This window comes from Streptomyces dangxiongensis (genome assembly GCF_003675325.1).
Lineage (GTDB): Bacteria > Actinomycetota > Actinomycetes > Streptomycetales > Streptomycetaceae > Streptomyces > Streptomyces dangxiongensis.
In genome coordinates this window covers 4503216-4521609 of sequence record NZ_CP033073.1, presented here as the reverse complement: position 1 = coordinate 4521609, position 18394 = coordinate 4503216, and the positions used below count along the sequence as shown (strand labels likewise).

Here is an 18394-nt window from a genome sequence, read left to right as displayed (position 1 = left end):
CCGCCAAGACGCCGCCCGCATCCGTCTTGCGCCGTCCCCCGCCGTCCTGCCGTATCAGCGCAGGTCAAAGCACCGAGCACCAGGACGGAAGGCACAAGGCCACCGTCCCGGCCCGGGGCACTGCCGCACCGGAACCAGGCCCGCTAGGACGCGTCGACGTCTTGTTCCGACTCGGAACAAGACGTCGGCGGCACACGCCAGGACGGAAGGCCGAGGCGGTTGCCGTACACGCTGTGACCTGCGCTTGCAACGGCCAAGACGGCAAAGACGCACCACACCACCAGCCCAGGAGCACCCCCCGCTTGAAGGTCCCTCTCATGTCCCGCCGCCGAGACCGCCCGCCGCGCGGCGACCAGCCCGGTGAGAAGCAACCAGCGAAGGCGAAGCTCTCCGCGGAGCAGTACGTGCTCCGCGCGGCCGGCATCGTCATCGTGGCCCTTACCGCCGGTGCGTTCTGGCTCTCCTACGCCCACCTGGCCGAGGTCGCCGCCCAGCACGGACTCCGCGACTCTCCGATCCGCCGATGGGCGTGGCCCGCGACGCTGGACGCGTTCATCGTCGCGGGCGAACTCCTCATGCTCCGCGCGGGCCTGCGCCGCGTCACCGACCCGTGGGCCATCGGCGTCACCGCCATCGGATCATTCGGCTCCATCGGGCTCAACGTGGCCGGGGTGACCGGCACGCGCGACGTCGGCAGCGTCTCATTGCTCGACTACGTGGTCGCCGCGGTTCCCCCGGCCGCCGCGATGGTGGCCTTCGGCGTGCTGATGCGGCAGATCCACGAACTCGTCGCACAGCCTGATGTCGACCAATCGGGCCCCGATTCGGTGCAGGTGCCGGAACCGTCGGTCACCACATCCGTCCACCTCGCCGAGGCGCCGGCCATCGCGGTCGGCCGGTCCGGCGAGGTTCCGGCCGGGCGCTTCGGGCCTGCCGAGCTATTGACTGAGCCCGTCCAGGCCGCTGGGCTGTCGGCCGCTGTATCCGTCCAGTCTCCGAAACCGCCCGCCTCCGCCGCGGCGGGCAAGGTGCGCGGTGGCCGTCCGCCCGGGGCTCCCCTTGAGGAACTCGTGGAGATCGGCCGGGCCGCTGCCGCTGAGCAGGGCAAGCTCACCCGGGCCGTAGTCCGGACGGCGGTCGAGGACAAAGGGCTGACGGTCGGCAGCAAGCGGCTGACCGAGGTGATGAACCTCCTCCGGGCCGAACCCGATGCCGCAGCCGAGACCCATCGGTCCAGCGGCTGACCGCAACCGCTGCCGGGTGACCGGAACCCTTCCGGTCACCCGGCCCGCCATACCGCCTCCCAAGAATCGCGCGATCGCCCCCACCTGTGGATGAGGCGGCAGCCGTCCGAACTCCGCCTGATCTCCGCCGTGCCCCGCACGCCCTCCCGACCCCGCTCTGGAGAACCGTCCATGACTCACAACCCGCTCGCCCCCGAAAACGCCCCCGACGAGCCGCTGCCGCTGACGAAGTCGCCTACGCTGATGGACCGTTGGCGGCGCGCGTTCGGACGAGCTGCCCCAGGCGGAGCCAGTAGTACCCCGAGTCCGACTCAAGGCCGGTCTTCGGTGGTCTCCGCCCCGGGGGTGGCGGAGACGGCCCAGCACCAGGGGGCGCCAGGCCAGGGCGTCGGGGCCGAGGGCGGCTCCGACGAGGACATGCTCCACACCCTCCAGTGCGAGACTCTGCGCCGCGTACGTGCCGTCGACATCGCCGAGAGCGTCGGCGGTGAGCCTGTCGTGAAGAGCGTGCAGCCCACGATCCGCCGTTTCACCGGCACCAAGCGCGTCGTTCGCGTCGGCCCGCTGCGCTTCACCGGCGACGAGCACACCCGCCTCCAGGAGACTGCCGCCGAGCACGGCTACAGGGGTGACTCGGGCTTCGCCGCCGACATCGTCCTCGCCTTCATCACCGGCCACTTCACCGCCAACCTGCCCCTGTCCGAGGACCGCCGCCGCACCCACGTCTTCCGCGCCCAGGTCCTGCGCCAGCTCAACCGGATCGGCGTCAACGTCAACCAGATCGCCCGCGCCCTCAACAGCGACCACACCCCACCCGACATCCGCCAGCGCCTGACCGAACTCCACCAGTTGCTGGAGCTGATCGCCGAAGCCCTGCGCCAGCCCGCCGACCCGGAGACGGAGGCAGCCGCGTGATCGCCGCCATCAAACCGGCCGGGTCCAACACCCGCGGCCTCCTCGCCTACCTCTACGGCCCCGGCGACCACGACGAACACCTCGACCCGCACATCGTGGCCGGGTTCGCGATGCTCGGCTTGCCCGACCTCGGCCGCGACGAGAACGCCACCCTCACCGAACTCGCCCGCTACCTCGACGAGCCCGTGCGGCTGCGCAACGGCGAGTTCGGCAAACAGGTCACCGACCACGTGTGGCACTGCCCGGTCCGTGCCGCCCCCGAGGACCGTTACCTCTCCGACGCCGAGTGGGGCGAGATCGCCCAGCGCATCGTTGAAGCGGCCGGTATCGCGCCGACCGGTGATGATCTGGGCTGCCGCTGGATCGCCGTACGGCACGCGGATGACCACATTCACATCCTCGCCACCACCGTCCGCGAAGACGGCCGCCGTCCCAAACTCCACGGCAGCGGCGTGCGCGTCGGTGACGAGTGCCGCGAGATCGAGAAGGACTACGGGCTACGGCAGTTGAAGAAGGGGGACGGAACCGGAAGCCGTCGCCCGACTCAGGCCGAGATGCACAAGGCCGAACGCCTCGGCTGGGACCAGCCCAGCGCCGAGTGGCTCCAGGACCGCATCCGTGCCGCCATCCCCCATGTGACCAGCGCCGAGGAATTCATCGCCTACCTGCAAGCCAGCGGCGTCGAGGTCCAGGTCAGGCGCGGCCCGTCAGGCGACCTCCTCGGATATGCCGCCGGCCGACCCGGCGACGTCAACGAGGCTGGCGAGCAGATCTACCACCCCGGAAGCAAGATCGCCCCCGACCTCTCTCTGCCCAAAATCAAGGCCCGCCTCGAATCCAGCCGGCCCGAAGAACACCCCACCGCCCGCCGCAAACACCCCAGCACCCCCTGGCACCAAGCCGCCGACGCCCTCGACATGCTCCACACCGATCTGGCCGACGACACCCACGCCCAGGCCCACATCACCGCCCTTGGCGAACTCCTGGAAGCTACCGCCCAGAAGGTACCTGCCCCTCTGCGCGCCGAACTCCAGGCCGCTTCCAAGGCGTTCGCCCGGGCCCAGCGTTCCCAGGTCCGGGCCGAGGACCGTGCCGCCCTCGCCCTGCGCGGCGCGGCGCGCGACATCGTCCACACCGCCACCGGCCCGGACGGCAGCGCCCTGGCCGCTCTGGTCGCAGCCCTCGTCTGGGCCACCATCGTCGCCGCGCGCTGGCACGAAGCGAAGCACCACGCCCACCAGGCCGACGCCGCCCGCCAGGCCGTCCAGCACCTCCAGACAGCCGCCGACCTGGCCCTCGCCCCGACGCTCGCCGAACTCACCGCCCGACCGCCCAGGGATGAAGCCAGCCGCATTCTGGCTGGCGACGTACGGGCAGCCGTCCCCGACCACGCTGAGCGCATCCTCACCGACCCGGCCTGGCCCGCGCTCGCCACCGTCCTCGCCGACGCGGAAGCCCGCGGCCACCAACCCCACCAACTCCTTCGGGAAGCCGCGGCTCAGCGCGAGTTGACCACCGCCCTCCAACCCGCCCGCGTGCTCATCACCCGCATCCAGCACACCGGCCGCAACCCGGCACCCAATCGGCGAGCCGAAGCCGCCCGTCGCCGCTCCACCCTCGCAGCCTCGGTCCGCGTCCGGCAGAGCCACGACGGTCAGTTTCCGTCGGCTGCTACGACGCCTACCGAACAGCAGCGCCGACAGCGCCGATAGGCACTGTCAGGCCCGCAGGGGTTGCGTTCGTCCGGGATCGGAGGAACGTGTGAGGCTTTCCCGGATCACGCTGTCGCTGGCGCGCAGAGCCGACGTCAGTTCTCCTCGCAGTTCGTCCGGGAGGACCCCTGTGCCGAGGGCGCAGGCGCTCGCCAGCGCGCGACAGTCCTGCACTTGCCGGTCCGTGGCGATCTCGGTGAACCGAGGGTGAGCCAAGTTCTCGCGGGCCGCGTAGCCGTCCTCGGCGTCCGTCGTCCTGCGGTGGAGGTCCTCGACGATGCAGTGCGCGGCGAGCGCCTCGGCGGAACCGATCGCGTCGAGGACGGTAAGTCCGAGGCGGGTGTCGAAGACGGTCATCCCGGGTTCGGCCTTCCGTCCGGAGTAGGTCGTGAGCAGGTCGGCCAGGTGGCTGTCGATCGGCTGCCCGGCGTCGCTGCGGCACAGGACGGTCAGGCATGCCGTGACGGCTTGCTCCCACGGGTCGCCGGGCATCGTGTCGGCGAGGAGACCAGCCGCCCCTGCCGTGTCGTTCGCAACGAGGGCGGTGAGTACGGCGACCTGCCGACCGTCGAGCATCCGCTGTCCGATGCCATGGTGGGCTTCGATGTGCGCCAGGGCCTCGGCCCATCGCCCCTCGGTGGTGAGGGTGCGCGTGCCGTCGGCGAGGAGGACGCGCCACAGCCACGCGCGAACTTCCTGGCGGTCTTCGCCGGTCGCTGTGAGGTCCGCAGGGACGTTGACGCCCTCGAACCGTGCCGCTGTGCCCGTCTCGACGGCCTTGTACAGGTCGAGGAGTCGCTGGCGCCCCTCATCGGCGTGGCCAGCGCGGATCTGGAGGCGGGCGAGGTTGACGACCGGTTCCAGTCCTCGGATCGCGCTCATGCCGGGCAGGGGGCAGGCGTGGAGGTAGGCGGCGGCGTGCTGGTGGCACATCTCGCGGGCGAGGTCGGGGAGGTCGAGGTCGGAGGCGATGAGCGCGGCCTGGTTGTAGACGGCCGATGCGAGCCCCTGGTCGGCCTTCTTCACTGCGGTGTCGGCCAGGTCGACGAGTGCGCGTACGCGTTCAGGCAGGGGCAGGCAGGCGGGGCGGAATCGGGCGACGAGCGGGAAGCGCTGGGCTGTGAGGCCGTGCGGGTCCATGGATCCCCCGGGTCGAGAGTGAGGACTGCTGAGGCGGCGGTGCCCGCCAGTCGTGTGCCGACGGGCACCGTCCGCTAGGGGTGGGGCGTCATCGCCAGTCGACGACGATGCGGTTCAGCGGGGTATCGAGGGCGAAGAGACCGGGGCGCTGCTCGATCTCGGGGGCGTCAAGGGGCTGGATCTCGAACGTGGCCTCACGGTCGCGGTAGTCGCGATCCCAGGTGCGGATGGCGTCGGCGACCCTCGCGACCAGTTCGTCACTGCCGGGGCCGTGGCCGATGACGCCGAACTCCCAGAGCCTGTCGCCGTCGTGAGTCTTCTCCTTCGACAGGCGCCGGGCAAGGTAGGTGACGGCACCCTTGTCGACGACCGCGGTCGACGAGGGGTAGGGGTCCTCGGTGAGCAGAGTGCCCTTGGCGCTCTGGGGAAACAGCATCCGGATCAGACCAGAGGGCAGGGAGCAGGTGACGAACAGTTCCATCCACTCCGGTGACTCCATGGCACGGACCGTCATACCGGTCCACTCCTCGGTGTGCGGCTGGTCAAGTACACCTGCGAGGGCGTCGGCGTCGATGTTGAGCCCGGCGGGGGCCTGGAGTCGTACGGCGCCGTCCGTGCTGAGAGGGATCACTCGGCGGTCGTCGTCGGCGATGCCCCGCCGAAGCGGCATGAAGGTGTTCATCTCGCTGCCGAGGGACACCCACCGGCCGTCGCGCTGCTCGTAGGCGATGGAGCGGGAGACTGTGCCCTTGAGGCGCTGGGGGACGAGGAGCCGACCGCCGGGTGCGAGCTGCTGCAGCCAGGCGTGCGCTACGCCGTGCGCGCCGACAGTGGCGATGATCCGGTCGTACGGCGCTGCTTCGGCGTAGCCGAGTGCCCCGTCGCGGGTCACGGCCTCGACGTTGGTGATCCCGGCGGCGGCAAGGTGCACGCGGGCACCCTCCACGAGGTCGTCGTCGACGTCGAGGGTGGTCACGTGTCCGCTCTCGCCGACCAGGTGGGCGAGGAGACCGGCGTTGTAGCCGGTGCCGGCGCCGAGTTCGAGGATGCGCTCGCCGGGCTGAGCTTCGAGCTGGTCCAGCATGAGGGCGACGACGCCTGGCTGGGAGGCGCAGGAGATGGAGGTGCCGTCGGTGTCGTACTTGATGTGCACGGGTGCGTTGGCGTAGGCGTCTTCGAGTGACGCGTCGGGCACGAACACATGTCGGGGCACGGTCCGCAACGCGGTCTCGACGGCGGGCGTGCGGGCGTGTCCGTCCGTACGGAGCTGGTCGACCAGGGCGTTGCGGAGACGCTCAGCGTCCGCCGTGGGGGTGGTGGTCGTGTCGGTGTTCACCGCGCTGACGCTATCGATGTCGGCCGTTGCCTCGGTGGGCGACTCGGTGTGGTCACTCGTTCCCATGACTACCTCTCGTGCGATGTGGGACAGGGCGCTCTGGTCGTGCCGGAGGAGACCGGCGCGGTTGGCGTGGAAGATCACGTGGTGGGCGATGACGGCGCGCAGGCCGCGGGTGAGGGCGCCGCGGGCTGCGAGGTCGGCGAGCGTGGCTCCGGCCCGTACGAAGGCGGTGACCCACTCGTCATACCTGTGCAGTGGACCGTTCCGGCGGCAGAGGCTGAGGGCATCCGCGGTCATCAACTTCTGCATGGGCGAGATCAGTTCGGCGGCTCGTTCAAGGTGTGGTGGATTGGTGACCGGTCGAAGAGCTGCGACCTTCGCCCATACGTCGCCCTGTTCGAACCAGTCGAGTCCGGCGCCGCGCATCATGGCGCTCGCGAGCAGGACCGCAGTCTCCCGGCGTCCCAAGTGCATCGGGCTCGGCTGGTAGGTGAGCAGGTGGCGGGAGTCGCTGTGGAAGAGTTCGTGGGCCGCCTCCATGGCCTCGGGCCCACCGAATGCGTCGGTCTCGGGCTCGTAGACGCAGGGCAGGCACAACGTGGCCACGCCGTCGCCGATGAGATCGCTCAGGAGCGACTCGATGGCTGATGAGGGCTTGTCGGCAAGGTAACGCAGCGGCCAGGGCTGCTTGTTCATGAACCACCAGCCGGTGAGCTGCCCGTCGGCCTCGGCCTCGATCAGGGCGGGACCGAGGCGTTCGGCGATGGTGCGCCGTGCCATCTCGCGGTCGACGAAGGTGATGTTGTGCTGCTGCCAGCGGTCGGGAGGCATAAGGGTCCTTCGGTCGGTGGATCAAGCGATGAGGAGGCATGCGTCCCAGGCGGACCGGGGTGGTGCGGCGGTGCTGGGCGCAAGGAGGGCCAGGGCTATGCCGGCGGCGCCGTCGAGGAGGCCGGGGCCGCCTTCCTGGTCCTGGATGAGCGCTGTGGCCGTGAGTTCGGGGTCGGTGTCCGGTGGGGTGACTGCAGCCAGGAGGGCCGGGATCGCGGCGCGGAGTTTCCCCGCGGTCGAGGGGTGGGCGTCGTCTGCCGTACGTGCGGCGGCGTGGGCGAGGCCGGCGAACCCGTGGCAGAGGCCGTTGTCCGTCGTGGCCTTCACCTGCTCGGGGTCGGTGAGGGCGGCCACGAGCGCGTTCTCCGAGTCGATCTGGCGGCTGGTATCGCCGAGGGCGAGCGCGGCAAGTTGCTGGGCGCGGGCGAGGCCGGCGGTGCCGTAGCACCAGGACGGTCGCCGGGGCGCTGACGGGGCGAGACGCCCTCTGCGCAGCTCGTCCTGAGTGGCCCAGTACGGCCAGACCGGTCCGCCGTCAGCTCTCTGCTTCCAGCGGTCCAGCCAGGTCAGGATGGTGTGCAGTGCCGCGTGGTGCCCGTCGGTCACGGAGCCGTTCCGAGCGGCGAGGGCCAAGAGCGCGAGCACACCGCCGATGCCGTGCGCCATGCCGGTGTTGGCGTGTCCGCCGGGGAATCGGTCGTCCGGGCTGCCGGAGGGCCCGGTCTCCGTCCACCAGCCCGGCAGGGTCTCGCCATGGTGGGTGATCGGTTCGGTGAGGCGCACGCAGTAGTCGAGAACGGCGCGCATCGTGGAGCTGCCGGGGTTTCGGCGCAGTAGGTAGGCGCCGTATCCGGTGAGGCCCCGGATGGCGTCGAACTCGGCGAGCTGCGGCAGGCGTCCGGCGTCGATGCGGCGGTGCGCGGCATCGAGACGGCGCCCGACGTTGACGGCGATCTGTCCGTCCATCGCATTGAGGGCGCGCTGGTAGGAGCCGGGAAGGTGGTCGGCGGCACAGGTCAGGGCGTGGGCGAAGGCGGGCGCCCCGTAGAACGGGTGGCTGTCCGGGCCGCTGGTGAGCGGCTGCCGACAGGCGGCGGCGAGCCAGGCGTGGGCGCGGTGCCACGGGCCGAGGCCGCTCGCGGCCCGCTCGATGTGAAGGAGCGCGATTCCGGGCGGGCCGTAAGCAAGGTGCTGCCGGTCCGAGGACAGCGTCCTGGAGCCGAGGGGCACGGTGTCGGGATCGGCGAGCCGGTCGGCGATGGCGTCGACCAGGCCGAGCGCGGGGCGGGCGGTCACGAAGCCCTCCCCCTGGTGCGGGCGGTCCAAGCCAGGGCGGCGGCACGCGCCAGGTAGAGGCACACCTCCTCCTCCGGAAAGTTCACGGCGACGTGGCGCACGAAATGGACGTGCAGCAGGGAGGTCAGGACGTCGTCGACGGCGATGCCCTGGGTGTCCGGGCCGGGCAGGTGCGGCCGGTACGCGGCGAGCGTCGTATCCCGGTCAGCCCATGCCGACACGATGGCGTCCCCGCCCGGGACAGAGCGCAGCGTCACCCAGTCGTCGCTCGGGTCGGCGAGCCGTGCGGCGTCGGTGAATTGCGGGCGTGGAACGGGAGCGGGGGCTGTCGGAGGGATGTGGTCGATCAGCCACCGCATCCCGGCTGCGGTGCTGCCGAGGAACGCGGAGGTAATGGCGACCGTGTGGGCCGCTACCAGCGTGCGCTGTCCGGGACGTTGTGGCTGCGTGAGTTGGGCCAGGATGCTGCGCGAGTCGGCCCGGAAGACCTCCTCGGCCGCCTCCCATGCGGTGCCGGAGCCCCAGCGGCCCATCTCGCGGTAAGAGGTGGGGTAGCGGAGATCGGCCAGTAAGCCGACGCACCGCAGCTCATCGGCCCAGGCACTCACCGTTCGGGCCGTGTCGGCGAAGGCTTCCGGGTCGGGGAGGGCGATGCGTACACGGAGGTGCTGGTCCGGGTCGCGGAAGCGGATGAACCACCACGGCGGGTTGCCGAGTTGTTCGAGGAGGCCGGGCAAGTGCTGTGAGAGCAGCATGTCTTGGCGGCGGGGGTCGCCGTACAGGGCGGCCAGAAGAACTGAGGAAGAGGCAGGTGTCTGTATCTGGTCCGCTGACAGGGCACGGGCCCGGCTGGGGGCGGACAGTGGCGGCCACGTCGGCGGTCGGGTTGCCTTGAGCGGAACTACGACCTCGTGGGCTCGCCCGCCGCACCAGCCGTACGCCTCTGGTTCCGGGGCCTCGACTAGCACGGCCAGGCGCGAATGGTCGAGGTGTCTGCGCAGGAGAGCACGGTGGCCGGCCTCGTCGAGGTCAAGGAAGAGACGTCGATCGTCCTCAACGAGATGGACGCGGCGCGGCAGCCTCCGCCGGGCACGCCAGTCGCCGAGCACGGCGTCCCACTCGGTCCGAGGGCGGGCATGGCCGGGCAGTTCGGACGCTTCCAGCCTCCAGCGTGCCGGTGCCAGTACTGTCCGCCCGTACCGCAGACGTGGAAGAAACGGCATCGCCGCGGCGGCGCCCCAGTCGAAGACGGTGACCTGCGCGCACTGGGCGCGGGACAGTTCGGTGAGGAACCGCACCAGCGGCGGGGTGTGGGTGCGCAGGTTCAGCGCGTGCATTCCAACGACCTCCACGCGCTGGCCTCGCTCAGGGACGGCGAGGTACATGCGGCGGCCGTCGCACCCCACAGCCAAGTCCTCCGGGGTGAGGACGGTGTCCTGCGGGACGCGGTGCTCCTGAAGGCTGATCACAGTGGGCAGGACCTGTGGGGCGCGAGTGACGTGGGCGCTCTCGGGGAGCAGAGGCGGGAAAGAGAGCTGCGCGGGCACGGTGTTGCCATCTGCGGCCGGGAGGTCGGCAAGCTCTGCGACCGGGGCATCCCGGTCGGCGGGGGCCAGCACGCTGAGGAACCGGCCCGTGGAGACACCGGCGCCACGGGACACGCTCACGGCCTCCAGCCGGAACCGCCCACGCTGCAACTCCTCCAGGTTGACCGCGTGCACCCGCACCCCGATCTCCAAGTGCGGGGGCAGCCGAGGCTCGTCGGGACCCACGTCCAGCGCCTCAATCTGTTCGTCCGTGAGGATCACTTCGTCACGGCCGTCGAGCGCGGCGGCCTGAGCCAGTCGTACGAGGGCGTCATCCCGAGCGGAGACGCGGGGTCTGCGTGCGTCGGCCGGAGCGCCTGGGTAGCCGTCGGGATAGCCGGTGCCGCTGTCCGCGACGACCTCTGCGAGCGGCACCATCGTGCCGATGCCGTAGCGCTCGTAGAACCGCTGGTGGTAGTCGTTCCACGCGGCGGTCCCGTACGGGCGGATGCTCAATCGGGTCAGGACGAGAGCGGCGCGCTCGATCTCTCGGGCGACCGCTTCCGGCAGAACGATCCGCGCATCCAGGCGGAGGTCGAGCGCGACGGGGTGGCGACGCAGGCCAGGGATGAGGTCTCGCATCCGCGCCGCGACGCTGTCCCGGCCGCCGTACGTGGCGCACTCCTCCAGGCCCGCCCGGATGGCGTGGAGTTCGCGTACGGTCTCGGCGACCGGGGCGAGGCTGCCGGCGTCGATCGCGTCGAGTTGGCCCACCAGATACCCGAGGGCATCGGTCTCGGTGCTCGGAGCGTGCAGGCCCGTGATCAGTACCCGCCGCCGGATCAGCTCCGCCAGCAGTTGACGCGCCTTCTCGGGACCGGCCTCGGGGAACTCCGCCTGGAGCTTGTCCGCGAGGGTGCCGAACCGAATCGGCGCCCGGGTCGCGGCCAGGACTGCGCGCACCGGTCCAGTCAGGGCCAAAGACGCTTCGACCGCGCGAGTCCGGTCGTCCTTAACGTCGGGCTGGAACGGCACGATGAGCCGGTCTCCCCGGTACGTCACGGTGTTGTTGATGACGACGGGCAGCCGTTCGAGGAGGTCCGGGCATGACTCCAGCCGTGCGACCAGGGCCGCCAACCACTCCGCCCCTGCCCGGCCGACGGCCACGTGCTCCTCGCCCCAGTCGGCCCGCGCCTGCGGGCCGAACGCCGCGGTGGCCACGCCGGCGAACAGGCCGAAGGGTGTCGCCCGGTGCTGGGCCCGCAGCAGGTAGCGGGCCACGGACAGCGCCGCGCGCTGCACATCCCGGAGGGCTGGGTGCTCGGCCGTGCACAGGGCCCGTACCTGCGCGGCCAGGACCGGGCTGGAGTGCTGAAGGGCCTCGGTGATGTCCTTGTCCGCCCAGACCGCGCGTAGCCACGACACACGGGCAGACGAACCACTGGGCGAGCGGTCATCGAGGTCAGGGCATGGAGGAATCGGCAGCGAGGGCCGGGCCACGGCGCGCACGAGAACAGTGGAACCGGTGCGGAACGCTGCAGGCGGAGCAACCACCAAGTACCTCCGTAGGTGAGGGGGCGGGCGGCTGGTGCCGCCGCGCGGAGACGCGGCGGCACCAGCTCTGGGTGATCTGGAGTCCGGGTCAGGCGACGTTGGTGGTGCAGGCGCCGCAGGTGGACCCGCAGTTGTCGTCGGTCAGGTTGACCAGGCCAGCCGGATCGGCGATCTCGACGAGGGAGACGTCCAGGTCGAAGCCGTCCGACGCCCCCGGGATCTGCGGGCGTACTTCGGTGCGGCTGGGAACTACGGTGCTGCGCGTCATGCTGCAACTCCTCGTAATCGTTGTGGTGTTACTGGGCTGGAGCGCCCACCAGGTGCCGCCACGGGAGCGCTGCCAGACGGCTGCTCCCCCCGACGGCTCCTGGCCGCCCGGCGCGAGGGGACGTGCTCCGCGTAGGAAGTCCTCGCGGGCTGCCTCTCTCACGCCGGGAAGTCGTGTGCCGGGAGACTGATCAAGCGGATGCCGGTCGCCGCTCCATGAAGTAGGCGAGCGCCTGTGCCTTGAGGCGATCGAGGCACGGCTCGCACGCATAGAAAGGGGCGTGCTGCCCGTCCCACTGCACCGGGCCGAGCCAGATCACCAGGACTCCCGTACGCCCGCAGCCGAGCCAGCAATCACCGGTGATCCACGGCCACTCCATGGAAGGAGGTCCCCTTTCTCAGCTGGTCGGGATAGTCGATCTGGTGGCCTGGCAGTTGGGAGCGCAGGCCCAGAGCTGGAACGGCAGGCCCCGGTGGCGTAGATCGCCCAGTCGTCGACCGCTCGCTCCCAGCGGCCGGGCGCAGAGGGCGCAGTCCATGGCCATCTGCTGGCGGGGCCGGAGTCGGGCGAGGTCCGGAAGGGGCGAGGGTGCCGTGGCGGGGATGCTCACTTGCCGCCCTCGGTACGGAGTTCCGCCCAGACCTCTTTGCCCCAAGAGCGTCTGCCCGAGCCGTGCAGGTCGTAGCCCCACCGGTCGGCGACGGCATCGACGAGGAGCAGCCCGCGCCCCGACTCGTCGTCGTCAGCCGCCTGGCTGAGTATGGGCAGACGCGATGGTTCCCGGTCCACGACCCCGACACGCAGTCGTGTCGCGCTCGGCCGCCCAACCGTGAGGCGGATCTCGGGACACGGAGTGTGCCTGGAGGCGTTCGCGATCAGCTCCGTAATGATCAGCGCGGCACGGTCGGCGAGGCCGTCGAGGTGCCACACGCCGAGGACGCCTCGGACGAGTCGACGGCCGAGCTCAGCCGTGGACGGCTCGCACGGGAAGGTCTGGCTGTACGTGGGGTGACCGACGGAGAGGACCCTCAACTGTTTTTCTCAGACTCGTCATTGGGGTGGAGCCTTCGTGTCGTCTCGGCGCCCGGCCCGCCCCCGCGGGGGAACCTCAGGGGCAGGCCGGGCCGTCAACAGCCGCCCGCACGGTGGGGCGCGACGGGCGACCAGCACCCAGACAACTCCCTTTCCCAACAGGTTGGTTAGGACGTTCAGGCACTCAGCCGACGGACTCGCCTAGGACGTTTTGACCTCTCCTTTACCTGGCGAGCGGGGATTGCGCGGGCTACCGTGCCCGCATGGACACCACCCGCAACACCGTTCTTGAGGCGTGGATGACCGAACACGGCTACAGCTCCAACAGCCTCGCCGAGGCAGTGAACAGGGCCATTGAACGGTTGACCGGGCGCCCTGGAGGACTCGACGGCTCATCGGTCCGGGCATGGAAAGCGGGCCGGGTCACGTGGCCAAAGTCAGCCGCCCGCAAGGCACTTGAGGACGTCACCGGACTACCCGCCGTCGCTTTAGGGTTCGTGCCACGGAGCCGGCCTTCGTCCACCCCGGCCCCACCGCAGCAGGAGGACCCCGACATGAAGCGCCGCACCCTCGTCGGCAGCATCGCAGCGGCGGCCGCAGCAGCAGCCGCTCCCGGCACCGCATCGCCGCGCCGTATCGGCATGAGCGACGTCAACCGCCTCAACAAGCGCTTCGCCGAGATCATCGCCAGCGACCACCGCCACGGCGGACAACTCGGCATCGAGCAGCGGGCCGCCGCCCTCGCCGACGAGGCGCTCAACCTCCAGAACGCCGGCAGCGCCACCCAGCGCGTACGCAGCAACCTCTACGCCTCCGCAGCCGCCTTCCGCTCCTCCGCGATGTGGGCCGCCATCGACGGCCGACGCTACGACGTCGCCAAGGCGCACATGCGCGAGGCCCAAGCCCTCGCCGAGATGTCCGGCGACCAGGCGATCAAGTTCCGCATCTGGAGCCACGCGGGCACCATGTACCGCCACATGGGCCGCCCCGCCGACGCGCTTGCCGCCAATGACGTCGCCCGCAACCTGCACCTCACCCGCCGAGACCCCCTGTTCGCCTCCCTCGGCCTGGCCCGCCAGGGCGCCATCCACGGCACAGCGCAGGACCGCACCGGCATCCGCCGGGCCTTCGAGCAGGCGCAGGACGCCATGCTGCGCGCCGATCCCGCCGACTACCGGCCGGTGTGGATGCTCGCCTTCTACGACCAGGCCGAACTGGACTCCCTGGCCCTCTCCGCGAACTTGGCGCTCGGAGACTACTCGGCCGCCGAGTACCACGCCCACCGCTGCCTGTCCGCCCTCCGGCCCCACATGATCCGGTCCCGCGCCATCGCCACCACCCGGCTCGCACACGCCCAGCTCGCCCAGGGCGCCCCTGACGCTGCCACGGCCACCGCGATGAAGGTTTCCGCCGAGGCCGCCACCCAGCACGCTCGGGTCACGCGCATGCTGCAGGAGTTCGGGGCCGCACTACGCGCCACCGCGCCGGGCAGCTCCACCGTGCAGACCTGGACCGAGCACACCGCCACCTGGAGGATGGCCGCATGACCACGGCGCCCGCCATCGAACTGCGCACCTTCACGACCCTAGACACCGCCCGCGGCGACCTCCTCGACGTATACGCCGAAGTGCGCGCCCCGCTCCTCCACCTGCCGAACTACGCGGTCACCGCGTTCGGCGAACGCCTTGACCGGCACAGCACCGAGCCGGGATTCACGGCCGTCCTCGCGTACGCGGATGGGCATCCGGTCGGCTACGCGTACGGCAACACCATCGAGCACGGTGACCGCTACTGGCAGCGCACCAGCCCGACGCCGGCGGATATCTACACCGAGCGTCCGGCCTTGGCCCTCAAGGAGATCGGCGTCCGGCCGACCTGGCGGAAAACAGGCACCGCCCGCCGCATCCACGACACCCTCCTCGCCACCCGCGACGAACCGTACGTCACGCTCATGGTCAACCCGGCCGCTGGGGACGGAAAGGTCCATGCGCTCTACGAGTCGTGGGGGTACGAGGACATCGGGCAAAGCCAACCGTCACCGGCCTCACCAGTCCTCACCGTGATGATCCGCGCCAGCCGATGACAGGCGCCATATGGCACGCATTGAGGTAGCGCGCCTGCGTACTCGATGACGTCTCGGTCGAGCGCCTGACCGCCATCACTGGCACTCTCCAGGATCGTCGCGATCGATGCCCCCCACCCTCGCGGCCGACAGCCCGGCGACAATCACCGCCGAGATCCCAACTGTGGGAACGGGCCTGCCACTTGTACTCCAACAACGTCTATCCAATGACTCGGTCGTGTGACGGCCCGTCCGTTACGGTGACGGCATAGCTTCTGCGGATAGGAGTCTTGTGGAACCGCTGGTCTTGGCCGTGGGTACGGCGTTGGTGAGCGCGATGGCGACCGATGCCTGGCAGCAGGCGCGTGCTTCGGCAGTCACCTTGTGGCAGCGAGTGCACCCGGAGCGGATCCCAGTGATCGAGGGAGAACTGGCTGAGGTCCGGGACGAGGTTTTGGCTGCCAGAGAATCGGGAGACGCGGAGGCAGAGAGCGAACTTGCTGCGGACTGGCAACGTCGGCTGCGAAGGCTTTTGCAGAACGATCCCACCCTGGGAGACGAGCTACGCCGAGTACTGGATGAGGAACTCACGCCGCTGCTGACCGCTGCGGTACGTGACAGCCTAAAGAAAGTCGAGATGCACGCACGGGCTTCCGGTCGGGCCCGAATCTTCCAGGCTGCGGGCAACCAAACCATCAACGAATCGTGATCAGCGACCGCGGGCGGCAGTCCGTGCAGCAAGACGCCCACGCGACGGACAATGCTCGGATTTATCAAGCCGGTGGGGACATCATCATTCATGAAGGTGATGCTCTCCAGCGCCGTAGACTTGCTGCTCAAGCAACCGGACAGCCGATCAGCGAGGTTACCAACCCATACACATTGAGCGTGAAACAGGCCATCACTGCCTCACCATCCACGGGCGGCGAGAACCTGCCCGAACTACCCCTCTACATCGAGCGGGATCATGACCAACGTCTACGCGACGTTACGCAGCATGCCGCTGCAGGAGCGAGCGGAATTGCAATCCTGGTGGGGGGATCTTCGACCGGAAAGACCCGCGCCTGTTGGGAGGCCATACAAAGCCTCCCAAATCACTGGCGACTGTGGCATCCCGTTGATCCCAGCGGACTTCAGGAAATCCTGTCCGTCGCAGACGCGATCCAGCCACACACCGTGGTGTGGCTGGACGAGATCCAGCACTACCTCCTAACGACGACAAGTTCCCTGGGCGAGCAGGTAGCCTCGAAGCTGCGCACACTGCTCCGAGACCCCAAGCGTGCCCCTGTATTGGTTCTCGGCACAATCTGGAACGAGTATTGGATTACCCTCACTACCTCTCCTACCTCCGGAAAAGCAGATCCCCACGCGCAAGCTCGTGCCCTCATGATGGGAAAAGATGTACCCGTTCCAGAGGTGTTTAGCGAGAGAGCGCTAGATACCCTCCGCGCCACCGTTAAAACCGACCCGCGGCTGAAACTCGCTGCCGAGAATGCGGAACAAGGTCACATCACGCAGTACTTGGCAGCAGCACCAGCCCTTATGGAGCGTTACCGCAATGCGCCGCCTGCCGCTAAGGCAGTGATCGATGCTGCCATGGATGCTCGGCGCCTCGGCCACAGTTTAGCCCTACCGCTTACGTTTCTTGAGGCGGCTGCACCGGGCTACCTGACCGACCTGCAATGGGATCAATCGGCGGATGATTGGCTGCAACAGGCACTGAACTACGCAGCAATCCCTCTCAACGGCGCACGTGGACCACTGTCTCGAATGCGTCCCCGCCCCGGCAAGGCGAGGTTTAATGAGCCTCATTACCGTCTTGCCGACTTTCTCGAACAGGACGCCCGGACAGCTCGAAAATTCAAGGCGCCTCCCAGTACCTTCTGGGACGCGGCAGCCCTGCACGTCAGCAACCCTGATGACCTTACATCCCTCGCTTCTGAGGCCCAGAAGCGATTGCGCCTCCAGCATTCGGTCCGCCTATATCTAAAAGCTGCCGACATGGGAGACCTAAACGCGCTCATACAATTGTCCGGATTCTTGGAAAAGGCTGGCAATCGAGAGGGATCGGAAGAGATCCTCCTGCATGTCGCAGCATCAGGAAATACGGACCCACTAGTCAATCTAGCTCGGGCCGCAGAAGGAGAAGAATCGATCCGACTCTACCAGCTGGCGATAGAGCTAGGAGACCCTCAAGCCCTTGTAGAACTATGCCTGATGCGGGAAGAATCTGGAGATCACGACGGGGCCGAACAACTTATCTCGCAAGCCGTAAATACCGGAAATACAGACGCTCTAATAGCATTGGCCGAACAGCGAGACTTTAGCGGCGACGACCAGGCAGGAGCGAAGCGTCTATACGAATACGCTATCGCCGCGGGGGACATCGACGCCATGGTTGCACTAGCCGAAATGCTAGATGAGATCGGAGATTTCGAAAGCGCCGAACGCGCCTTCCAGCAAGCAGCGGACTTGGGGAGCACCTATGCCGTGCGCTGTCTGGCCCTCGCAGCGAAGGAAGCCGGAGACTTGGCGGAGGCTGAACGCCTCTACCAGAACGCTGTAAACGCAGGGGACATCGATGCTTTCGACGGCTTGGCCCGGATACGAGAAGAATCCGGCCAATATGAGGCGGCCGAAAATCTAGCCCACCGGGCCGCTGAAGCCGGTAATCCTTATGTTCTTGGGAACTTGGCTGACATGCGAGAAGAATCGGGACAGCACAAAGAGGCAGAGCTCCTCGCCTTGCGTGCCATTCGATATGGAAACACGAATGCCTTGAGAGACCTAGTCGACAACCGAGATGACGATGGAAAATACGAAGAGGCCGAACGTCTCGCTTGGCTGGGTGTCAAAGCCGGCAGCACTGATGCCCTGTTCCACCTGGCGAACTCGCGGGGAGAGGATGACGACTGGGAGAGCGTCGAGCGTATCTCCGTACGCGCTGCCGAAGCGGGAATAACTGGCGCCTTCAACTTGCGGTCCCTGGCTTTGATGCGGGAACATGCTGGTGACCTTGAATCCGCCGAACGCATAGCTCTTGCAGCCGCCAAGGCTGGCGATACGAGCCATTTGACAGAAATTGCGCTTCTGCGAGATCGCGAGGAGTCTAGGCGCCTCTTTCAACTGGCTGTCGACGCTGGTGACGTCGGCGCCCTGTTCAACTTGGCTTGGATGTGTGTCGATGATGGGGACTTCGCGGAGGCCGAACGGCTTGCCTTCCAAGCCGCTGACGCCGGCGACCCTTTCGCATTGCAGCACTTGGCCGGAGAACGCTCCTACGAACCGCGATGGCAAAAATTGCTCAAACACGGTCTAGAGGCCGATGGGCGCGTATGCGAACCATGGGTCCCACCTTCACCGACTGTTACGCAGCCAGAGCAGTGAAACGTCCACGGCAGCACGGTGCATTTCAGGTGGCCCGCCTGTCTCCCGAGTGGCTATGCAGCATCGGTGCGATCGTCGGCAAGCAGTT

General features: G+C 68.6%; 13 protein-coding genes and 1 pseudogene. 7 read left to right on the top strand and 7 right to left on the bottom strand.

The genetic code is table 11. From position 1 onward, the window contains the following. Positions 1–317: 317 nt before the first annotated feature. From D9753_RS20335 to D9753_RS20325, 3 genes are all read left to right on the top strand, one after another. A complete protein-coding gene (locus tag D9753_RS20335; protein WP_121788288.1) occupies positions 318–1244 on the top strand; it encodes a DUF2637 domain-containing protein in 927 nt (308 codons plus the stop codon). A 345-nt stretch (positions 1245–1589) separates the two neighbouring features. Next, positions 1590–2159, top strand: coding sequence for a MobC family plasmid mobilization relaxosome protein (locus D9753_RS20330; protein WP_121791186.1), 570 nt, complete (start codon positions 1590–1592; stop codon positions 2157–2159). Continuing rightward, positions 2156–3871 carry a relaxase/mobilization nuclease domain-containing protein gene (locus D9753_RS20325; protein ID WP_121788287.1) on the top strand — a complete coding sequence of 572 codons (1716 nt, stop codon included), beginning with the start codon at positions 2156–2158 and terminating at the stop codon, positions 3869–3871. Before D9753_RS20330 ends, D9753_RS20325 begins: the two co-directional genes overlap by 4 nt. A gap of 6 nt (positions 3872–3877) precedes the next feature. Here the strand turns inward: D9753_RS20325 and D9753_RS20320 are convergent, their stop codons facing one another. The 7 genes and pseudogenes from D9753_RS20320 to D9753_RS20290 form a co-directional block, all read right to left on the bottom strand. Continuing rightward, on the bottom strand, positions 3878–5011 hold the full coding sequence (locus tag D9753_RS20320) for a hypothetical protein (RefSeq protein WP_121788286.1): 1134 nt from the start codon (positions 5009–5011) through the stop codon (positions 3878–3880). Between the two features lie 88 nt (positions 5012–5099). After that, positions 5100–7181, bottom strand: a complete 2082-nt coding sequence (gene fxlM / locus D9753_RS20315; RefSeq protein ID WP_121788285.1) for a methyltransferase, FxLD system — start codon at positions 7179–7181, stop codon at positions 5100–5102. Between the two features lie 21 nt (positions 7182–7202). Beyond that, positions 7203–8477, bottom strand: coding sequence for a lanthionine synthetase C family protein (locus D9753_RS20310; protein WP_121791185.1), 1275 nt, complete (start codon positions 8475–8477; stop codon positions 7203–7205). Further along, positions 8474–11428 carry a lantibiotic dehydratase gene (locus D9753_RS20305; RefSeq protein WP_121788284.1) on the bottom strand — a complete coding sequence of 985 codons (2955 nt, stop codon included), beginning with the start codon at positions 11426–11428 and terminating at the stop codon, positions 8474–8476. Before D9753_RS20305 ends, D9753_RS20310 begins: the two co-directional genes overlap by 4 nt. Before the next feature lie 217 nt (positions 11429–11645). Further along, the gene (locus D9753_RS20300; RefSeq protein ID WP_016825826.1) at positions 11646–11825 is read right to left on the bottom strand and encodes an FxLD family lanthipeptide; all 180 of its coding nucleotides are present in this window, start codon (positions 11823–11825) and stop codon (positions 11646–11648) included. 190 nt (positions 11826–12015) lie between these two features. After that, a complete protein-coding gene (locus D9753_RS20295; RefSeq protein ID WP_019759144.1) occupies positions 12016–12204 on the bottom strand; it encodes a hypothetical protein in 189 nt (62 codons plus the stop codon). Between the two features lie 227 nt (positions 12205–12431). Further along, a pseudogene (locus D9753_RS20290) lies at positions 12432–12879 on the bottom strand (ATP-binding protein). Between the two features lie 241 nt (positions 12880–13120). On the opposite strand from D9753_RS20290, the gene D9753_RS20285 reads away from it, so the two are divergent. The 4 genes from D9753_RS20285 to D9753_RS36615 all read left to right on the top strand — a co-directional run bounded on the left by D9753_RS20285 (position 13121) and on the right by D9753_RS36615 (position 18306). Further along, on the top strand, positions 13121–14404 hold the full coding sequence (locus D9753_RS20285) for an XRE family transcriptional regulator (RefSeq protein ID WP_121788282.1): 1284 nt from the start codon (positions 13121–13123) through the stop codon (positions 14402–14404). Then, entirely contained in the window at positions 14401–14940 is a 540-nt protein-coding gene (locus D9753_RS20280; RefSeq protein ID WP_121788281.1) for a GNAT family N-acetyltransferase, read from the top strand. Before D9753_RS20285 ends, D9753_RS20280 begins: the two co-directional genes overlap by 4 nt. Positions 14941–15211: 271 nt before the next feature. Continuing rightward, positions 15212–15628 (top strand): hypothetical protein, encoded by a 417-nt coding sequence (locus tag D9753_RS20275; protein WP_121788280.1) that lies wholly within the window; start codon positions 15212–15214, stop codon positions 15626–15628. Then, positions 15625–18306: a tetratricopeptide repeat protein gene (locus D9753_RS36615; RefSeq protein ID WP_163010744.1), complete on the top strand. Its 2682-nt coding sequence runs from the start codon at positions 15625–15627 to the stop codon at positions 18304–18306. The genes D9753_RS20275 and D9753_RS36615 overlap by 4 nt, the downstream gene beginning before the upstream one ends. The last annotated feature ends 88 nt before the right edge of the window (positions 18307–18394 follow it).

Excerpts from the sequence above, each read along its gene's own strand:
- D9753_RS20335 (WP_121788288.1), top strand. The coding sequence starts at position 318 with ATGTCCCGCCGCCGAGACCGCCCGCCGCGCGGCGACCAGCCCGGTGAG.
- D9753_RS20320 (WP_121788286.1), bottom strand. The coding sequence starts at position 5,011 with ATGGACCCGCACGGCCTCACAGCCCAGCGCTTCCCGCTCGTCGCCCGA.
- fxlM (WP_121788285.1), bottom strand. The coding sequence starts at position 7,181 with ATGCCTCCCGACCGCTGGCAGCAGCACAACATCACCTTCGTCGACCGC.
- D9753_RS20300 (WP_016825826.1), bottom strand. The coding sequence starts at position 11,825 with ATGACGCGCAGCACCGTAGTTCCCAGCCGCACCGAAGTACGCCCGCAG.
- D9753_RS20295 (WP_019759144.1), bottom strand. The coding sequence starts at position 12,204 with ATGGAGTGGCCGTGGATCACCGGTGATTGCTGGCTCGGCTGCGGGCGT.
- D9753_RS20285 (WP_121788282.1), top strand. The coding sequence starts at position 13,121 with ATGGACACCACCCGCAACACCGTTCTTGAGGCGTGGATGACCGAACAC.
- D9753_RS20280 (WP_121788281.1), top strand. The coding sequence starts at position 14,401 with ATGACCACGGCGCCCGCCATCGAACTGCGCACCTTCACGACCCTAGAC.